16 protein-coding genes are annotated in these 18,957 nt (G+C 59.9%); 8 read left to right on the top strand and 8 right to left on the bottom strand.

The window, feature by feature from the left end; all coding sequences use genetic code 11:
* Positions 1-91: 91 nt before the first annotated feature.
* Positions 92-2,932, bottom strand: a complete 2,841-nt coding sequence (gene polA / locus H4V98_RS08625; RefSeq protein ID WP_280757437.1) for a DNA polymerase I — start codon at positions 2,930-2,932, stop codon at positions 92-94.
* A gap of 166 nt (positions 2,933-3,098) precedes the next feature.
* On the opposite strand from polA, the gene H4V98_RS08620 reads away from it, so the two are divergent.
* The 3 genes from H4V98_RS08620 to H4V98_RS08610 are packed head-to-tail and all read left to right on the top strand — an operon-like array spanning position 3,099 to position 5,226.
* Entirely contained in the window at positions 3,099-3,431 is a 333-nt protein-coding gene (locus H4V98_RS08620) for a hypothetical protein (RefSeq protein WP_231374655.1), read from the top strand.
* 43 nt (positions 3,432-3,474) lie between these two features.
* On the top strand, positions 3,475-4,425 hold the full coding sequence (locus H4V98_RS08615) for a homoserine kinase (RefSeq protein WP_196862884.1): 951 nt from the start codon (positions 3,475-3,477) through the stop codon (positions 4,423-4,425).
* Between the two features lie 9 nt (positions 4,426-4,434).
* Positions 4,435-5,226 (top strand): BPSS1780 family membrane protein, encoded by a 792-nt coding sequence (locus tag H4V98_RS08610; RefSeq protein ID WP_196862885.1) that lies wholly within the window; start codon positions 4,435-4,437, stop codon positions 5,224-5,226.
* 174 nt (positions 5,227-5,400) lie between these two features.
* Here the strand turns inward: H4V98_RS08610 and H4V98_RS08605 are convergent, their stop codons facing one another.
* Complete coding sequence (locus H4V98_RS08605) at positions 5,401-7,836, bottom strand: UvrD-helicase domain-containing protein (RefSeq protein ID WP_196862886.1); 2,436 nt, start codon at positions 7,834-7,836, stop codon at positions 5,401-5,403.
* Between the two features lie 181 nt (positions 7,837-8,017).
* Between H4V98_RS08605 and H4V98_RS08600 the strand changes: the two genes are divergently transcribed.
* Both H4V98_RS08600 and H4V98_RS08595 read left to right on the top strand, forming a co-directional pair.
* The gene (locus tag H4V98_RS08600) at positions 8,018-8,734 is read left to right on the top strand and encodes a hypothetical protein (RefSeq protein ID WP_231374656.1); all 717 of its coding nucleotides are present in this window, start codon (positions 8,018-8,020) and stop codon (positions 8,732-8,734) included.
* Between the two features lie 197 nt (positions 8,735-8,931).
* Complete coding sequence (locus tag H4V98_RS08595) at positions 8,932-9,909, top strand: GMP reductase (protein WP_196862931.1); 978 nt, start codon at positions 8,932-8,934, stop codon at positions 9,907-9,909.
* 18 nt (positions 9,910-9,927) lie between these two features.
* On the opposite strand, the gene H4V98_RS08590 is transcribed toward H4V98_RS08595, so the two are convergent.
* The 3 genes from H4V98_RS08590 to orn form a co-directional block, all read right to left on the bottom strand.
* Positions 9,928-10,818 carry an alpha/beta hydrolase gene (locus H4V98_RS08590; RefSeq protein WP_196862887.1) on the bottom strand — a complete coding sequence of 297 codons (891 nt, stop codon included), beginning with the start codon at positions 10,816-10,818 and terminating at the stop codon, positions 9,928-9,930.
* 150 nt (positions 10,819-10,968) lie between these two features.
* A complete protein-coding gene (locus tag H4V98_RS08585) occupies positions 10,969-12,909 on the bottom strand; it encodes a DEAD/DEAH box helicase (RefSeq protein WP_196862888.1) in 1,941 nt (646 codons plus the stop codon).
* A gap of 390 nt (positions 12,910-13,299) precedes the next feature.
* Complete coding sequence (gene orn, locus H4V98_RS08580) at positions 13,300-13,863, bottom strand: oligoribonuclease (protein ID WP_196862889.1); 564 nt, start codon at positions 13,861-13,863, stop codon at positions 13,300-13,302.
* A gap of 35 nt (positions 13,864-13,898) precedes the next feature.
* Between orn and H4V98_RS08575 the strand changes: the two genes are divergently transcribed.
* Genes H4V98_RS08575 through rsgA form a run of 3 tightly spaced genes read left to right on the top strand, consistent with a single transcriptional unit; the run spans position 13,899 to position 16,491 of the window.
* The gene (locus H4V98_RS08575; protein ID WP_196862890.1) at positions 13,899-15,206 is read left to right on the top strand and encodes a M48 family metallopeptidase; all 1,308 of its coding nucleotides are present in this window, start codon (positions 13,899-13,901) and stop codon (positions 15,204-15,206) included.
* Positions 15,203-15,523 (top strand): 4a-hydroxytetrahydrobiopterin dehydratase, encoded by a 321-nt coding sequence (locus H4V98_RS08570; protein ID WP_196862891.1) that lies wholly within the window; start codon positions 15,203-15,205, stop codon positions 15,521-15,523. The genes H4V98_RS08575 and H4V98_RS08570 overlap by 4 nt, the downstream gene beginning before the upstream one ends.
* A complete protein-coding gene (gene rsgA, locus H4V98_RS08565; RefSeq protein WP_196862892.1) occupies positions 15,520-16,491 on the top strand; it encodes a ribosome small subunit-dependent GTPase A in 972 nt (323 codons plus the stop codon). The genes H4V98_RS08570 and rsgA overlap by 4 nt, the downstream gene beginning before the upstream one ends.
* Positions 16,492-16,518: 27 nt before the next feature.
* Here rsgA and H4V98_RS08560 read toward each other — a convergent pair whose 3' ends face one another.
* The 3 genes from H4V98_RS08560 to rplS form a co-directional block, all read right to left on the bottom strand.
* Positions 16,519-17,541 carry a CobD/CbiB family protein gene (locus H4V98_RS08560; protein WP_196862893.1) on the bottom strand — a complete coding sequence of 341 codons (1,023 nt, stop codon included), beginning with the start codon at positions 17,539-17,541 and terminating at the stop codon, positions 16,519-16,521.
* A 179-nt stretch (positions 17,542-17,720) separates the two neighbouring features.
* Positions 17,721-18,434, bottom strand: a complete 714-nt coding sequence (locus H4V98_RS08555) for a CoA pyrophosphatase (protein WP_196862894.1) — start codon at positions 18,432-18,434, stop codon at positions 17,721-17,723.
* Positions 18,435-18,515: 81 nt separating this feature from the next.
* Positions 18,516-18,917, bottom strand: a complete 402-nt coding sequence (gene rplS / locus H4V98_RS08550) for a 50S ribosomal protein L19 (RefSeq protein WP_196862895.1) — start codon at positions 18,915-18,917, stop codon at positions 18,516-18,518.
* Positions 18,918-18,957: the final 40 nt, after the last annotated feature.

Here is an 18,957-nt window from a genome sequence, read left to right as displayed (position 1 = left end):
CAAGGTTAGCAGTGCAAGACGCGCCTGATCGTGCGCTGTTTCGTACAAGTCAGCGGCAACTCCCGTATGCCATGTCAGGAAATGGCGCGTTTCAGTGTGCCTGTTCCCAGTTCGGCCCGAAGCCAATTTCAGCCAGCAGCGGCACCTTCAGCTCGGCCACGCCGGCCATGAGGCGAGGAATCTCGGTGCGCACCCATTCGGCCTCGGCCTCGGGCACCTCGAACACCAGTTCGTCATGCACCTGCATGATCATTCTGGTCTGGCGCTGTTCTTCGTCCAGTGCCTGCTGCACCCTGACCATGCTCAACTTGATCAGGTCGGCAGCTGTGCCCTGCATCGGCGCGTTGATGGCGGCCCGTTCGGCGCCAGCGCGGCGCGGGCCATTCGGCGAGTTGATCTCGGCCAGGTACAGTCGCCGGCCGAACACCGTTTCTACATAGCCCTGGTCCTTGGCCAGCTGGCGCGTTTCATCCATGTAACGCTTCACGCCGGGGTAGCGCTGGAAATAGCGGTCAATGTAGGCGGCCGCCGCTTTGGTTTCAATTCCCAGGTTTTTCGCCAGTCCGAAGCTGCTCATGCCGTAGATCAGGCCGAAGTTGATGACCTTGGCATAGCGGCGCTGCTCGCTGCTGACGGCATCGAGCCCCACCCCGAACACCTCGGCAGCCGTCGCGCGGTGCACGTCCAGCCCGGCGGTGAAGGCATGCAGCAAGGCCTCGTCCCCGCTGATATGCGCCATGATGCGCAGCTCGATCTGCGAATAATCAGCGCTGGCGATCTGGCTGCCAGCAGGCGCCACGAAGGCTTCGCGCACGCGTCGGCCTTCGGCGGTCTTGACCGGAATGTTCTGCAGGTTCGGGTCGTTGCTCGACAGCCGGCCGGTCACGGCCACAGCCTGCGCATAGTGGGTATGCACCCGGCCGGTGCGCGGCAACGCCAGTTGCGCCAGCTTGTCCGTGTAGGTGCCCTTGAGTTTGGACAGGCCCCGGTGTTCCAATATCTTGGCGGGCAGCGGAAAGTCTTCGGCCAGCTTTTCGAGCACTTCCTCGTCGGTGCTGCGCGCGCCGCTTGGGGTTTTCTTGACCACCTTCATGCCCAGCTTGTCAAAGAAAATCTCCGCCAGCTGCTTGGGGCTGCCCAGGTTGAAAGGCTGGCCGGCGATTTCATACGCTTCGGTCTCCAGCTGCAGCAGGCGCTGGCCAAGTTCATGGCTTTGCCTGGCCAGCATCGGCGCGTCGATCAGCACGCCGTTGCGCTCGATGCGGTAGAGCGATTCACTGCTGCGCATTTCCAGTTCATAGATAAACAGCAGTTTTTCATTTGCCTGCAGTTGCGGCCACAGCACGCGGTGCACGTCGAGCGTCTGGTCGGAGTCTTCGCAGGAATATTCGGCCGCCTTGGCAATCTCGACCTGGTTGAACTTGATCTGGTTCACCCCCTTGCCGCACAGGTCTTCGTAGTGGATGCCGCTGCGTCCCACGTGCCGCTCGGCCAGGCTGGACAGCCCGTGCGGCTTGTGCGCCTCCAACACATAGCTTTGCAGCATGGTGTCGTGGGCATAACCCTGCACCTCGATGCCATGGTTGGCGAACACGTGCCGGTCGTACTTGACGTTTTGGCCGAGCTTGGAACGGGCCGGGTTTTCAAGCCAGGGCTTGAGCCGGGCCAGCACCTCGTCGATGGGCAACTGCACCGGCGCATCGGGGTAGTCGTGCGTCAGCGGAACATAGCCAGCCTCGCCCGGCGTGACGCTGAAGCTGATGCCGACGATCTGCGCCCGCATCTCGTCAAGCGAGGTGGTTTCGGTATCGACTGCCACCAGTTCGGCGGCTTCGATTCTTGCCAGCCAGATTTCAAACGCTTCCCACGTCAATATCGTTTCATACAGCAGGTTGCTAGCGCGCCCGGCCAGCGGCGCATCGGGCTGTGAAGCCTCTTTGTCTTTGTCTTCGTCGTCGTCAAACAGTCCGGGCGAATCCGGCGACACCACGGGCGTGCGCGGCTTGCGGCGCTCGGCACCGCCGACCAGTTCGGGCGGCGTGCTTTCGGCGTCGATCTGGCCGGCCAGCCCCTTGAAGCCGTATTTAAGATAAAAAGTCCTCAATGCGCTCGTCTGCTGTTCGCCTATAGCTACTGATTCCATAGCAGGAAGGCCATCGATGTAGTCGGCCAGATCGCAGTCTTTCTTGATCGTCAGCAGCTCGCGGCCCTTGGGCAGCCAGTCCAGCGACTTGCGCAGGTTCTCGCCGACGATGCCCTTGACCTCGCTGGCCCGCGCCACCAGCGCATCGAGCGAGCCGTATTCGAGCAGCCACTTGACGGCGGTTTTCGGGCCGACCTTGGGCACGCCCGGCACGTTGTCCACCACATCGCCGACCAGCGCCTGATAGTCCACCATCAGGCGCGGCGGCACGCCGAACTCGGCCTCGACGCCGGCCAGGTCGCGACGGCGGTCATTCATGGTGTCAATGACGGTGATGTGCTCATCGACCAGCTGGCTCAGGTCCTTGTCGCCGCTGGAGATGATGACCTCGATTTGCTGGGCGGACGCCATGCAGGCCAGAGTGCCGATCACGTCGTCGGCCTCGACGCCGGGCACGGCCATCACTTTCCAGCCCAGCAGTTGCACCACCTCATGGATCGGCTCGACCTGGCTGCGCAGGTCGTCCGGCATCGGGGAGCGCTGGGCCTTGTACTCGGGATACAGCGCATCGCGAAAGGTCGGGCCCTTGGCATCGAACACGCACACCGCGTAGTCAGCCCGCACGTCCTTGCGCAGCTTTTGCATCATGTTGACCATGCCGCGAATCGCGCCGGTGGCCGGGCTCGCCGGGTCGCCAGGGTTGACGCGCAAATCGGGCATGGCATGAAAAGCGCGGTACAGGTAGCTGGAGCCATCGACCAGCAGCAAGGTTTTTTTGTCAAGGGTCATAAGGCGAGATTGTCGGGGATATCGGCCAGACGCTTGCGGCCCGTGAACACAGCCATTTGGCGGCGTTTCGGCATGGGCCTGGCCGTGGCATTCAAAGAGTATTTGACAAGGTGCCATGCCGTTTTATTCCTGCCTGGGCCAGGCTTCGCACGCCTACAATACAAGCATGAAAACCGCTCTTCGCCTTCTCTTTGTCGCTGCCCTTGCAGCGCTGCCGCTGGCTGCGGCCGTGGCTCAAACGCCGGCACCTGCCGAGGCGGCGGTTCGCGAAAAACAAGCCCGGCCCGACAGGAAGATTGAGCGCATCCGCACCGAAGATGGCGGCACGCGCATCGACGAGTTGCGCGTCGGCGGCGAAACCCAGCAAATCACGGTGCAACCCAAAACCGGCGGCGCCGCCTACGAAGTCATGCCGGCCGAAGGCGCCCGGGGCACGGCGCCTGCAGCCAGCAACAATGACACCAACGGTTCGCGCGTCTGGAATGTGCTGAAGTTCTGATTTCCGATTCTTTTTTTCTTCAGCACAAGGTTCTTTTTCACGCATGGCCGTATTCACCGAGGTCTCGTTTGACGAGGCTGCAGCGTTCTTGCGCTTTCTAGATTTGGGTCAACTGCAGCACCTCAAGGGGGCATCAGGCGGCATCGAAAACACCAATTACTTCGTCGATACCGACCAGGGCCAGTATGTGCTGACGCTGTTTGAACGCTTGAGCTTCGAGCAATTGCCGTTTTACCTGCACCTGATGAAGCACCTGGCGACGTGTGGCATTCCCGTGCCCAACCCTGCGCCTGACGCCAAGGGCAATCTGCTGCATCGCCTCAAGGGCAAGCCTGCCTCCGTGGTGCACAAGTTGCGCGGCCATAGCGAGCTTGCGCCCACTCCGGCCCATTGCGCCGGGGTCGGCGACATGCTGGCCCGCCTGCACCTGGCCGGCCTCGACTACGAGCGCCAGCAGCCCAACCTGCGCGGCCTGCCGTGGTGGAACGAAACCGTGCCGGTGGTGCTGCCCCACCTGGATGAAGACCAGCGCAGCCTGATTATGGGCGAACTGGCGTATCAAAACCATGTTGCCGCGTCGCCCGGCTACCGCAGCCTGCCGCGCGGTGTCATCCATGCCGATTTGTTCCGCGACAACGTCATGTTCGAAAACGGCCAGCTCACGGGATTTTTCGATTTTTACTTTGCCGGCTGCGACACCTTTTTGTTCGACATCGGCATCTGCCTGAACGACTGGTGCATTGCGCTGGAAACCGGCAAGCTCGACACAGTGCGTGCCGATGCCTTCATGACGGCTTACCAGAAAGTCCGGCCCCTGACGGCGCAGGAACGCACGCTGCTGCCCGCCATGCAGCGTGCCGGCGCGCTGCGTTTTTGGGTATCGCGGCTGTGGGATTTCCACCTGCCGCGCGATGCCGCCATGCTGAAAGCCCATGATCCGGGCCATTTCGAGCGCGTGCTGCGCGAACGGCTTGCACAGCCCTATCTTTTGTAGCCCCTTGCCATGAAATTGAATATTGTTCCCGCCCGCACCGGCCTGACCTGGGTCAAGCTGGGCATCAAGACCTTCATAAAGCAACCGCTGGCCATGGCCGGCCTGTTCTTCATGTTCATGGCGATGCTCTCGATCGCCACGCTGGTGCCCTTCATCGGCGCGGCCCTGGCCCTGGCGCTGCTGCCCGCTGCCACCCTGGGACTGATGGCGGCGACCCAGGAAGCGGCCAAAGGCAAGTTCCCCATGCCATCGATCCTGATCAGCGCCTTTCGCGCCGGCCAGCAGCGGATGCGCGCCATGATGGTGCTGGGCGGGCTGTATGCCGCAGGCTTCCTGGCATTGATGGGCATTTCCGCGCTGATCGATGGCGGGCAGTTTGCCAGCCTGTACCTGGTGGGCGGAAAGATTACCGAAGAGCTGGTCATGCAGGACAGCTTCCAGATGGCGATGTGGGTGGCAATGGCGTTGTATCTCCCGCTGTCGCTGCTGTTCTGGCATGCGCCGGCGCTGGTCCACTGGCATGGCGTGTCGCCGGTCAAGAGCCTGTTTTTCAGCGCCATGGCCTGCTACAAGAACTTTGGCGCCTTCACCATTTTTGGTCTGGCCTGGACTGGTGTGTTCGTGCTGGCAGCCATTGTGGTGTCGCTGATTGCCACGCTGCTGGGCAATCCGATGCTGGCCACCGTCGCAATGTTTCCGGTGGCGCTGGTGATCGTCGCCATGTTCTTCACCTCGATTTATTTCACGTTTCGCGACTGTTTTTCAGAGACGGACGAGTTGCTGCAGGACGAACCGGCCTGATTTCCTGGCGTCCCGGGGGCAGAGCGTATTTGCGCTGACCAGAAATCAATTTCAAGTATTGAAAAGGCTTTTTTCGCCGGCTGAATATGTGCTCAAAGCTATTGATTCAATAGCAAAAAAGCTGGATTTTTTGATTGCAACGGTGGTCAGCAAGCAAACTCACCGGATTCCGCGCTAAATCACCGTCAGCTTGGCTACGCCCAGCGCCAGCCATTTCACGCCATGCCGGGTAAAGTTGATTTTTGCCCTGGCGTCGTCGCCCGTGCCTTCGAGCATTTCCACCCGGCCTTCGCCAAACTTGGCATGGAACACATTGGTTCCGTTTTTCAGCCCGTGCGAAGGCGTGCTTTTTTGCGCCGGCACGGGCGGGCTGGCCGCACGTTCTGCGCTGCCGGATCTTGAAGCAAACAGGCTGCTGGCCCAATCGCCGCGGCCATGACCCGCGCCTGAATTATCAGCACCAAAGCCCGATGAAAATCCCTGTTTCTTCGGCGTGATCCATTTGAGCGCTGCGTCGGGCAGTTCTTCATAAAACCGGCTCTTGACGTTGTAGCGCGTCTGGCCATGCAGCATGCGCGTCTGCGAATGGCTCAGATACAGGCGCTTTCTGGCGCGCGTGATGGCGACGTACATCAGCCGGCGTTCTTCCTCGATGCCGCCGGCGTCGCTCAAGGCGTTTTCATGCGGAAAGATGCCGTCTTCGAGGCCGGTGATGAACACGCAGTCGAATTCCAGCCCTTTGGATGAATGCACCGTCATGAGCTGCACCGCATCCTGGCCGGCCAGCGCCTGGTTGTCGCCGGCTTCCAGCGCGGCATGGGTCAAAAAGGCGACCAGCGGCGACAGCGTTTCGCCGGTCTCCAGGTCCGGCGCCAGCCCTTCGGGTGAAGGCTGGTCAATCACCGGCGCGCTCAGGTCCAGCCCCTGACTGACGGGCGACTGGCTCAAGCCGCTGCCCAGTTCATCAACCGGCAAGGCGACTGCATCGCGGCCAAAGCCTTCATGGCTAACAAAGGCCTCGGCTGCATTCACCAGCTCGGCCAGGTTTTCCAGCCGGTCCTGGCCGTCCTTGTCGGTTCTGTAATGTTCTTCCAGGCCACTGTGCTGCAGCACGAGTTCGATGATTTCGCGCAGCGTAGCGCCTTCGGTCTGTTCGCGCACCACGTCCAGCTTCGCCACAAACGCGCCCAGATTGGTGCCCGCCTTGCCCGGCACCGCGCTCACGCCGTCATGCAGCGAGCACCCCGAGGCACGTGAAATGTCTTGTAACTGCTCAATGGTGCGGGCGCCGATGCCGCGCGGCGGAAAGTTCACCACGCGCATGAAGCTGGTGTCGTCGTTCGGGTTGTCGAGCAGGCGCAAATAAGCCAGCGCATGCTTGATTTCAGCGCGCTCGAAAAACCGCAGGCCGCCATACACACGGTAAGGAAGGCCGGCATTGAACAGCGCGGTTTCCATCACCCGGCTTTGCGCGTTGCTGCGGTACAGCAGCGCAATTTCCTTGCGCTCGGTGCCGTCCCGCACCAGTTGCTTCACCTCATCGACAAACCACTGCGCTTCGGCAAAGTCACTGGCCGACTCATGCACCCGAACCGGTTCGCCCGGCCCGGCTTCGGTACTCAGGTTCTTGCCCAGGCGGTTGGTGTTATGGCTGATCAGTTCATTGGCTGTGTCCAGAATATTGCCGAAACTGCGGTAATTGCGCTCCAGCTTGATCTGGTGCGTCACCTCGAACTCGCGCACGAAATCGGCCATGTTGCCGACGCGCGCGCCGCGAAAGGCATAGATGCTCTGGTCATCGTCACCCACCGCCACCACCGAGCCGCCCGGCATGCCCTGCACACTGTGCGAAGCTTCATCGCCCTGCCCGGCCAGCATCTTGATCCAGGCGTATTGCAGCTTGTTGGTATCCTGGAACTCGTCAATCAGGATATGCCGGAAGCGCCGCTGGTAATGCTCGCGAACGGCTGGGTTGTCCCGCAGCAGCTCGTAGCTGCGCAGCATCAATTCGCCAAAATCGACCACGCCTTCTCGCTGGCACTGCGCTTCATACAGCGCGTAAATCTCGGCTTTCTTGCGGCTGTCCTCGTCGCGAACCGGGACATCCTTGGCGCGCTGGCCGTCTTCCTTGCAGGCGGCAATGAACCATTGCAGTTGTTTTGGGGGGAAGCGGTCGTCGTGGACATTGAACTGCTTGCACAGCCGCTTGATGGCCGACAGCTGGTCCTGCGTGTCCAGTATCTGGAACGTCGAAGGCAGATTGGCCAGCTTGTAGTGCGCCCGCAGGAAACGGTTGCACAGCCCGTGGAAGGTGCCAATCCACATGCCGCGCACATTGATCGGCAGCATGGCCGACAGGCGGGTCAGCATTTCCTTGGCCGCCTTGTTGGTAAAGGTCACCGCCAGAATGCCGCTGGACGACACCTGACCGGTTTGCAGCAGCCAGGCGATGCGCGTGGTCAGCACGCGGGTCTTGCCCGATCCGGCTCCCGCCAATATCAAGGCATGCGTGGCCGGCAGCGTGACGGCGGCGAGTTGCTCGGGATTGAGGTTGTGCAGCAGCGGCGACGGGGACAATGGGGAAGATGAGGAAGAGGCTTCTGAGAACATCGCTTATTGTAGAAAGTCCCCTGCGCCCTGCTGCGCGAATGGCCTGAACCCGCGCTTGTGGCGACACCGGTGCGGGGCTTTTCTGCGCCAGCCGGCACGATTTTTCAAAAACAACAATGATGGCGCGACTTTCAACAATCCCGGACCGCGCCACCGAACCTCCTGGCTACCCTGCTGCACCATGACATTTCCAAATACGCAATTTTTTACGCCCCTGCTTCTTGCTGTGGCACTGGCAGCGCCCGGGTTTGCCGCACAAGCGCAATCGTTTTGCGCCAGCGATGGCCAGCCCCGGCCGGTCCAGCTCATGGAGCGCTTCATCAATGCCGACTGCGACACCTGCTGGACCGATGCAGCCACGCCGGTGCCAGAAAGCCATGCCGTGGCGCTGGATTGGGTCCTACCCAGCCGCCAGGGCGACGACGCGCCCCTGTCAGCCGTGGCCACGCGCGATGCGCTAACCCGGCTGGAGGCACTCGGGCAAGGCGTGCCCGCCGAAAGCAAAACGATTTCGCATGCAGTCAAGGGCATCAAGGGTGCGGCGCTCCGCGTGGCCCACGGTTTGCCGGTTGCCGATTACCTGGGCGCCTCCATTGAACTCAAGCCGCTGTCGCCAGCCGCCCGGCAGTCCATGACCGCCTGGCTGGCACTGGTGGAAACACTGCCGGCGGGCGTTGAAGGCTCGCCCGTGGAGAGAAATCTTGTCCGAAACGTGCTTTCGCGCAATTGGGACGGGCGCAAGAGGCTATCAAAAGATGAGCAAAACAGGTTGTTTGAAAGCCGCTCCATGAACATTGCGCCAGCGGCAAATCCTGACCGCCTTCGCGTCGTCGGCTGGGTCGAGGATGAAAGGGGCCGGGTGCTGCTGGCAGCGCAATCGCGTTGTATTGCACCTTGACGCACCAGCCTGCAGGGATATTGCTGCCAATCCCGTTTAGCGGGCCGCCAGGCCTCTAGAATCAGTCACCGGGCCCAAGCAATTGCGCCCGGTTTTTTTTTGGGAATTTCACACCTGCGGTGAATATTTCTTCAAAAACCGGCCAGTCCAAGCGCCTTCTGTTCATCAACAGTTTTTTTCTGGAGCTTGGGGAAATCATGGAAATATTCGACTACGACAACATCCTGCTGCTGCCGCGCAAATGCCGCGTGGAAAGCCGCTCCGAATGCGATGCCAGCGTGACGCTGGGCTCGCGCAGTTTTCGCATTCCGGTGGTGCCGGCCAACATGAAAACGGTGGTCAACCAGGACATTTGTGTCTGGATGGCGCAAAACGGTTATTTTTACGTGATGCACCGCTTTGACCTGGACAATTTGCAGTTTGTCCGCGACATGAAGGCCAAGGGCGTTTATGCATCCATCTCACTGGGCGTGAAGCAACCCGACTACAACACCGTGGACCAGCTGGTGGCCGAAGGCCTGGCGCCTGACTACATCACCATCGACATTGCCCACGGCCATGCCGACACCGTGCAGAAAATGATCCGCTACCTGAAGGACAAGCTGCCGGCATCCTTTGTGATCGCCGGCAACGTGGCGACGCCAGAGGCGGTGATCGACCTGGAAAACTGGGGCGCCGATGCGACAAAGGTCGGCATTGGCCCCGGCAAGGTCTGCATCACCAAGATGAAGACCGGCTTTGGCACGGGTGGCTGGCAGCTGTCGGCGCTCAAGTGGTGCGCCCGTGTGGCCACCAAGCCGATCATTGCCGACGGCGGCATCAGGGAGCATGGCGACGTTGCCAAGTCGATCCGTTTTGGAGCGACCATGGTGATGATCGGCTCCATGCTGGCCGGCCTCGAAGAAAGCCCTGGCCAGACGGTTGAGGTCGATGGCCAGCAGTTCAAGGAATACTACGGCAGCGCCTCGGACTTCAACAAGGGCGAATACAAGCACGTCGAGGGCAAGCGCATTCTGGAGCCGATCAAGGGCAAGCTGGTCGACACGCTGCGCGAAATGGAAGAAGACGTGCAAAGCGCCATCAGCTACTCGGGCGGCATCCGGCTGATGGACATCCGCAAGGTCAATTACGTGATTCTGGGCGGTAAAAACTCGAACGAAGACCTGATGATGTGAACCAGGCCGCGCCGCCTGTCAGTGGCGCGGCATTTCGTCAAGACCAAGGAGTTCCAGCGTCAGCTGGTGGAGGCGGTGACCAGGCGCAATCATCGCCTCCAGCACGCTGAAATGGTTCAGACCCGGCAGCGATTCGCAAACCGGGACAGTATCCATCCCCCAGGTTTGCTGAATCAGCAGGTTCTGGCGTAAAAACTCTTCGCTTTCGTCACCGCCCGCGACCGAGCAAAGCGTGCCTTGCCTTGGACGCGGGAGCAACACCGGGCTTGCTTGCCTGACCTGTTCAGGCGTCAAGTTCAAATCCTGCAGGAAAGGCGTCTGACGAATCGGTTCCAGATCGAACAGGCCCGAAATAGACAGCGCGCTCTTCACCAGGGTTTTCGGCAAATCGGTTGCGTGGGCCGGCCAGGCGCAGGTTAGCAGCATCGCGGCCAGGTGCCCTCCCGCAGAATGTCCGGCCACTGTGATGCGTGCGGGGTCACCGCCCTGCGCTTCGATATGCCGCCACGTCCAGGCTAGCGCCTTCACCATTTGACTGACGATTTCAGGAATCGTCACCGCCGGACATAAAGTGTAGTTGAGCACCACAACGCAGGCACCGGCCTGCGTGAACGTGGGTGCAATGAAAGAATGATCGGCTTTGTCCAGCGCACGCCAGTAGCCACCGTGTATGAACACCAGCACTGGCGCGCCTTTGGCCGGACTGACGCCGCTGGCCGGAAAGATATCCAGCGTTTCGCCAGGCTGCTCGCCATAAGCCACGTCAAGCAGGCACGGCTGCTTTTGGCGCGCATGTTGGGAATCTGTCACCCAGCGCGTGAAGTGCGTTGCATAACCGGGCACCAGCAACCGGTTGTTGTACATGCTGTCAAGCCACAGCGGGTTCCACGTTTGTTCTTGGCTTTTCATGGGGGTATCTTTGGGAGGTTTACGAAAACCGTATCTTGGCACAAGCCTTTGCTGGAATGCCCATGAAAAAGGCCGCTGCCCACCTTTCGGTGGGCAGCGGCCTTTTGTTGTGAAGGCTGATTAAAAAATAATCAGCGGTTCACACCATGATCAGTCGCGAAAAGGCTTGGTGAACTTGCCACCCGGCTTTTTAGCCGCATCACGGGGAACGAACACCTTGCCGGCAGGACGGGCAAATGCGGGCTTGCGGTCTGCAAAATCGCCACGAGGCGCAAAGCCTTCGTTGCCACCGCCAAAGTTGCCACGGTCTTCACGCGGTGCAAAGCCGGCGTTGCTGTTGTTGCCGCCGCTAAAGCCACGGTCATCGGGGCGACGGGCATTGCGGTCATTGAAGCCCGAACGGTCGGCGTAGTTGTTGCCTTGAGGCGCTGGAGGACGACCCTGGAAGGCGCCGCCACGGTCATCGCGGTTGCCGCCGAAGCCACCACCGGAATTGCCGCCAAAACTGCCTGCATTTCCGCCACCGAAACCACCGCCGGCTGGCTTGCGGCCGCCGAAGCCGCCACGGTCGCCACCACCACCGAAGCTGCGGCCGCCACCACCACGGTCATCGCGACCACCGCCGAAATTGCCACGTGGACGCTCGGAGGTTGGGGCAAAACGCTGCTGTGGCTCCAGGCCTGGAATGGTGCTGGCCTTGAGGTTTTGCTGGGTGTAGTGCTCGATGTCCTGGATCTTGCGGCGATCGCGGAATTCGGCAATCGTGATCGCCTGGCCTTCGCGACCGGCACGGCCGGTACGGCCAATGCGGTGCACGTAGTCTTCGGCTTTCATCGGCAGGCCGTAGTTGATGACGTGGGTGATGGTTGGAACGTCCAGGCCACGGGCAGCCACGTCGGTAGCGACCAGAATCTGCACTCGGCCATCGCGGAACGCCATCAGGCGGCGGTTGCGCAAGCCCTGGCCCAGCGCACCGTGCAATGCCACGGCGCTGAAGCCTTCTTGCACCAGGTCATTGGCCAAACCATCGCACTCAACTTGCGTGCAGGCAAAAACGATGGCTTGGTTGATGGTGGTGTCGCGCAGCCAGTGGTCCAGTAGCTTGCGCTTGTGGGTCATGTTGTCGGCCCACAGCAAAGACTGGGTGATCGACGCATGCTTTTCGTGCGGCGAGTCGATCTCGACGCGCTGTGGCTGGCGCATCACGCGGGTCGCGAGTTGCATGATGCGCGGCGCAAACGTGGCGCTGAACATCATGGTCTGCTTGCGCTCGATGGTGAGCTGGTTGACTTCGGTCAGGTCGTCGGCAAAGCCGAGGTCGAGCATGCGGTCGGCCTCGTCAACGACAAGGAATTGCACCTTGTCGAGCTTGATCTGCATGCTGCGCTGCAAGTCCAGCAGACGTCCGGGCGTGGCCACGACGAGGTCGGCGTTTTGCAGTTTGGCAATTTGCAGCTGGTAAGGAATGCCGCCAACGACGTTGGCAACACGCAGGCCGCGGCAATGGCGAACCAGGTCAATTGCGTCGGCGCAGACCTGTTGGGCCAGCTCGCGCGTCGGGCACAGGATCAAGGCACCGGGCGTGGCGGCCTTGAAGTTGCGCATGTTGGTCGGGTCCTTGCGCTTTGGCTTCTTCAAAGGCGCTTCGCCGCGGGCGACGGCTTCGGCGCTCAGGCGTTCAAATTCTGAACGCTCAAAAAGCTCGGCTTCTTCCTGCTGCTTCAGCAGGGTGTGCAGCACGGGCAGCAGGAACGCAGCGGTCTTGCCGCTACCGGTCTGGCTGGACACCAGCAGGTCAGTAAATTTTGGCGCTTTAGGGTCAGCATCGAGGGCTTGCATGGCCTTCGGGATGGTGGCCATCTGCACGGCGGTGGGCTGGGTGAAACCCATGTCGGCAACAGCTTGCAGCAGTTCCTTGGCCAGGCCGAGTTTCACAAAGCCGTTGGGCTCGGCCGCAACGGCTTCCAGCGAAGTTGCCACGGCAACAGGCTCGTCGGACGAGAAATCGGGAATCACGTGGATGTCCAGATCGGAAATGGTTTCGGTATTTTCGGACGCAAAGTCGCCGCGAGTTTCAAAAGAGTCAGTCATGTTTTCTTCTCACTAATCCCCTGTCCGCTTCGTTTGTGGCGAATGAACAGGAAACTCCACCCCCGCGATGCGAGAGGCTTCGTTCATGGTTAATAAAACATCAACCATCAAACGAATATACGGACCAAGAACGGAACTGCCTTGGTGCGTCGACTCTGAAAAAAGAGTCCAAAAGTGTGAGGTAGATGTACAAATGCGGTTGGCACTGTGTGCAACTGCAAGCCACTGATTATGGCATGATTTACGGGTTTCTACCAGTTACCTTTGATAAATCAGTGTTACTTCTGCGCATCATCAATTTTAAAAGCAATTCCCATTGCTAAAAAAAATATCATTTTGATAGCGACAATCACATACCGCATATCCGCAAACTACCAAAAGAGCTTTGAATTACTTCAAAAAATGATCGCGGTAGTGCTGCAATTCGTCAATTGACTCGTGCACATCTGCCAGCGCTGTGTGGAGCTGACGTTTCTTGAAAGCACTGCAGACCTCGGGCTGCCAGCGCTTCGCCAGTTCCTTGAAGGTGCTGACATCGACATTGCGGTAATGAAAAAAGATTTCAAGCTTGGGCATGTACTTGACCAAAAAGCGCCGGTCCTGGCCAATGGAGTTGCCGCACATCGGCACCTTGCCCTTGGGAACGTACTTTGCCAGGAAGGCGAGCAATTGCGTCTGGGCATCTTCTTCGTTCACCGTGCTGGCCTTGACCTTGTCGATCAGACCACTACGGCCATGCGTGCCCTTGTTCCATTTGTCCATCTGCCCCAGAAGTTCGTCGGACTGGTGAATGGCCAGTACCGGGCCTTCGATGCGCGGCGTGAGTTGCGGGCCGGTCACGACGACGGCAATTTCAATGATGCGTTCCTTTTCAGGGTCCAGCCCGGTCATTTCGCAGTCCAGCCAGACCAGGTTCTGGTCGGATTTCTTTAATAAGGGTTCAGTCTCTAACATCTTGCAATTCTCGCCTATCGCCTAAACTCGTTGCCATGACTGACCCCTCTTTTGTATTCACATTACTGTTCGCCGCACTTCTCATGCTTGGGCTGCTGACGAAGTTCTACCTGGCCTCGCGGCAGATTCGCCATGTTGCACGGAACCGGAACCAGGTGCCGGCGGCTTTTGCATCCACCATCAGCTTGGCTTCGCACCAGAAGGCGGCGGATTACACGATTGCCAAGACACGCCTGGGAATGCTGGAAATGGCCTTTGCAGCCGCGCTGCTGATGGGCTGGACGCTGCTGGGCGGCATCGACACGCTGAACCAGACTTTGGTGCGCTCGGGTCTGGCTGACTATGGCGCGCTGGTGCCACAACTGGCGCTGCTCGCGGCATTCGGCGCGATCAGTGGCTTGCTTGACCTGCCGTTCACGCTCTACAAGACGTTCCGGCTTGAGGAGCGGTTTGGCTTCAACAAGATGACGCTCAGGCTGTGGCTGGCCGACCTGGTGAAGTCCACGGCCGTTGGCGCGCTCGTCGGCCTGCCCATCGTGGCGCTGATCCTGTGGCTCATGGGCAGCGCGGGCGCGCTGTGGTGGTTGTGGACCTGGATCGTCTGGATGGGTTTCAACCTGCTGGTGCTGGTGCTGTTTCCAACGGTGATTGCGCCGCTGTTCAACAAGTTCAAGCCGCTGGACGACGAAGCCCTGAAAACGCGCGTCACGGCGCTGATGCAGCGCTGCGGCTTTGCCGCCAAGGGCCTGTTCGTGATGGACGGAAGCAGGCGCTCGGCGCATGCCAATGCCTACTTCACCGGCTTTGGCGCGGCCAAACGAGTGGTGTTCTACGACACGTTGCTCAACCAACTCAACCCGGCCGAGGTCGATGCCGTGCTGGCGCATGAACTGGGCCATTTCAAGCACAAGCACATCATCAAACGCATCGGCGTGATGTTTGCCATGAGTTTGGTGGGGTTTGCTTTGCTCGGCTGGCTGTCAACCCAGGTCTGGTTTTACACCGGGCTGGGCGTGCAGCCCAACCTGGAGGGCAGCAACGACGCGCTGGCGCTGCTGCTGTTCCTGATGGTCGTGCCGCTGTTCACCTTTTTTGTTTCCCCGCTCTTGGCGCAGTCGTCGCGCAAGCATGAGTTCGAGGCAGATGCCTACGCCATTTCGCAGACCGACGGCCGCGACCTGCAAAGCGCGCTGCTCAAGCTTTACAAGGACAATGCCAGCACGCTCACGCCTGATCCGGTATTTGTGAAGTTCTATTATTCCCACCCTCCAGCCTCCGAGCGGCTGGGACGCATGGCGACTCTCAGCACCCTCACCCCCTCTCCAGAAAGCGCAGCCGCATGAGCAACCCGATCCATCAAAACCGTCGCGCCCTGAGCGCCACAGAAATCGTCACCCATCTGAGCAACCTCAATGGCGAGCAGGCCTCGGGCTGGCGGCTGATCGACGGTGCGCTGGAGCAAACCTTCAAATTCAAGAATTTTTACGAAACCATCGGTTTTGTGAATGCGGTGGCATTCATTGCCAACGCAGAAGACCATCATCCCGACCTTGAAGCCAGTTACGGGCAGTGCAAGGTGCGCTTCAACACGCACGATGTCAAGGGCATTTCCGTAAGCGACTTTTTCTGCGCGTCGAGGGTTGACGCCTTGCTGGCTTGAGCAAGCCCTCTCGTCCGGCGCGTGCCGGCACAGCAGCGCTTGCCGGCACGCAATCGGGTCTGGTGGTGGCCGGCTTTGGACGCCATGTGATGGTCGAAACCGAATCCGGCGAGCGGGTGATCTGCCATCCACGCGGCAAGAAAAGCCAGGTGGTTGTGGGCGACCGCATTCGCTGGCTGCCGTCGCAGGATGAAGGCACGATCGAAAAGATCGATGAACGCAGCAACCTTTTTTACCGCCAGGACGAAATGCGCACCAAGTCGTTTGCGGCCAACCTGGACCAGGTGCTGATCCTGATCGCGGCAGAGCCCGAATTCTCTGAAAGCCAGCTGACGCGCGCTTTGATTGCAGCAGAAGCCGAGCACATCAAGCCTGTCATTGCCTTGAACAAGAGTGACCTGGCCGAGCCCTTCGGTCGGGCCTGGAACAAGCTGGCGCCCTACCGCACCATGGGCTACCAGATACTGCCGCTGGCAATCAAGCCAAAAGCCGCGACCGTGCCTGAAGATTCGGTGCAGACTCGCGAACTGATGGAATTGCTGCGCGGAAAAAAAACCCTGGTGCTCGGCCCGTCGGGTGCAGGAAAAAGCAGCCTGACCAACTTGCTGGTGCCGCAGGCCAAGGTATTAACCGCCGAGATTTCGCAAGCCCTGAACTCGGGCAAGCACACCACAACCAGCACGACGCTGTACTGGGTTGATGAAGACAGGACAACGGCGTTGATCGACTCGCCGGGCTTCCAGGAATTCGGATTGCACCACATTGAGCCGATGCAACTGGCCAACTACATGCCGGACTTCAAAGCGCATGCGCAGGACTGCAAGTTCTACAACTGCACGCACTTGCATGAACCGGGCTGTGGCGTGATTTCAGAAGTAAAATCGATCGATCACGCAAGCAGCATAAGCGCTAATCGCTATCGTTTGTATAGCGAGTTGTTCGAAGAGCTGTCGCAGACGCGGTATTGAAAAAGTACGCCGGGCGCTGCCAGGCTTTCAGCCCAGCAGCCGCGCCAGCGTCAGCAGCGCCAGCAGCACCATCCACAGAACTACCGAGCGCCAGACCAGGCCCACGACGCTGCGCAGGTGGGCTACCTCAGGCTCGCGGCAGGTCATTGCTGCCGCGACGGGGACATCGCCAACATCGACCAGTCCACCGACCTCGAATTCCTGCGCGGCAGGGGACACCTGAACAGCATCGAGCGCCACGCCTCCAAGCCGTACATTCACCGCGCCTGATGTGGCCGCCAGAATTAGCCCATCGTTACGGCTGGCTGTGGCCAGAGCGGCACCTGATGGAAAGCGTTGCGTGTAATTTCGCCATGAATCGATAGCGTCTTCGAAACTGCCAACCACGGCAAACCCCAGTGACGTGATACGCGAAGGCACGAAATCAATGACGCCCCAGGCAAGGTTGGCCACCTGCTGCAGGGCCGGGCTGGCGCCCTCTCCCGGTGTTCTGCTTTTGTAGCTCCAGTAACGCGCCACAAATTCGCTCATGCGGTAAAGCACAGCACCGGCTGGTCCGAACCCCAAAGCGGCCAGCACTGAGAACCAGCCAAGTACGCCAAACACATGGCGGTGTGCGGCGAGCACTGAATACTCGATCACATGGCGAACGATTTCGCTTCGCGGCAATTCGCTGGCATCCACCTGGCGCCATTCAGCCAACAACTCGCGGGCGATGTCTTCGTTGCCATCGTCCAGTGCATTGCGAATGTCAGTGAAATAATGGCTGAACTGGCGAAACCCCAGCGTGACATACAGGACCGCCACGCTCCAGACAAAGGCCAGCAAGATGTTGACCTGCCAGAGCAACCAGTGCATCAGCAGTGTGAGCAGTGTAGGCACCATGACGGCAAACATCCAGGTGATCCATCCGTGGTGCGGCTTGCCAGCGTCCAGGCTGCGGTGGCCCCAACGCGACCAGCCCAGGAAAGCAGCATGAACCCAGTTGCCACGGGCCAATGGACGGGCCTGTTCCAGGATCAAGGCAAACAAAACGGCAAAAAAGCTCATGGCAAATCATAACTGGCCCCCACGCTCTCCACTGTGTGGTTCGTGGCCACCCCGGATGGGGCTGCTGCGCCTGCGGCCCGGCGAAGGCGGTTCCGGCCCCCTGGCTGGTCTTGAAAGCTGCATGCGCACTTTGGCGCTATTGCGCCCCAATGCGTTTGGTTTGCTGCAATGCGAAGGCTTTAGGCGCTGAGAAAACGGTAAAAGTTGCGCAGCATGCCGGCGGTTGCGCCCCAGATGTAGCGCTCCCTGGTTTCGCTGCCCGCCATGTGGCTCATCGGGTCGTTGTAAGGCATGGACAGCCACTGGCGCAGCACGCCGTTGAACTCTGATTCATGACGCTGATGGTGCGCGGGGTTCATCAGGAATCTGAGCGGGACTTCAAACACATCGGCCACTTCTCCCGGGTTGGGATGCAGCTGAAAACCTGGCGTGACCAGCGCCACGACCGGCGTGATGATGAAGGCCGAGCCTGTGACATAGGTCGGCAAGGTACCCAACACCTCGACATGGTGGCGCGGCAAGGCTATTTCCTCGTGCGCTTCCCGCAGCGCGGTGTCAACCGCATCCTGGTCGGTGTCGTCGGTACGACCACCCGGAAAGGCAATCTGGCCTGAGTGCGTGGACAGGTTGGTCGAGCGCTCGGTCAGCAACAGCATGAGTTCCTCACGCATCACCAATGGCAGCAAGACGGCGGCCAGCGCCGGTTGCCGGTCGGAAAAGCTCATCTCTACGCTGTGTTCAGGCGTCCACATAGGCGGATGACGAAAGCGGTCACGCAGCGCTTGCGGCGTTAGCCGGTCAGAGCCGACGCCGGCCATGTGGCTGTCACTGCCAAGGACAGGAATGGAGCGCGGATCAAATACGGGCAGGGAAAAAGACTTGACGGGGTTCATGGCAAGGCAGGATAACAAAGCATAAAAAAAGCCGCTCCACAGAGCGGCTTTTCAAAAGCAAAAAATGCTTGACGGCTGCTTTTACGCAGCCTGTGCAGGCTGCACGACCTTGGCTGTCTTGACAGCCTTGATGCCCAGCTTTTCCTTGATACGCGCCGACTTGCCGCTGCGGCTACGCAGGTAGTACAGCTTGGCGCGTCGCACGTCACCCTTGCGCTTGACTTCAATCTTGGCGATCAGCGGGCTGTACACCTGGAATGTACGCTCGACGCCTTCGCCATTGGAGATCTTGCGAACAATGAAGCTGGAATTGAGACCGCGATTGCGCTTGGCAATCACGACGCCTTCAAAAGCCTGCAAACGCTTGCGCGTGCCCTCAACCACATTCACGCTCACGATGACGGTGTCGCCAGGCGCATAAACGGGAATGGTCTTGTTCAAGCGGGCAATTTCTTCCTGCTCAAGAGTCTGAATCAGATTCATGATTTTTCCATCTAACTAATTTCGCTCATGCACGCGCTAC

It is taken from the genome of Polaromonas sp. CG_23.6 (assembly GCF_029892315.1).
Classification (GTDB): domain Bacteria; phylum Pseudomonadota; class Gammaproteobacteria; order Burkholderiales; family Burkholderiaceae_C; genus Polaromonas.
This window is presented reverse-complemented; position numbering and strand designations above follow the sequence as displayed.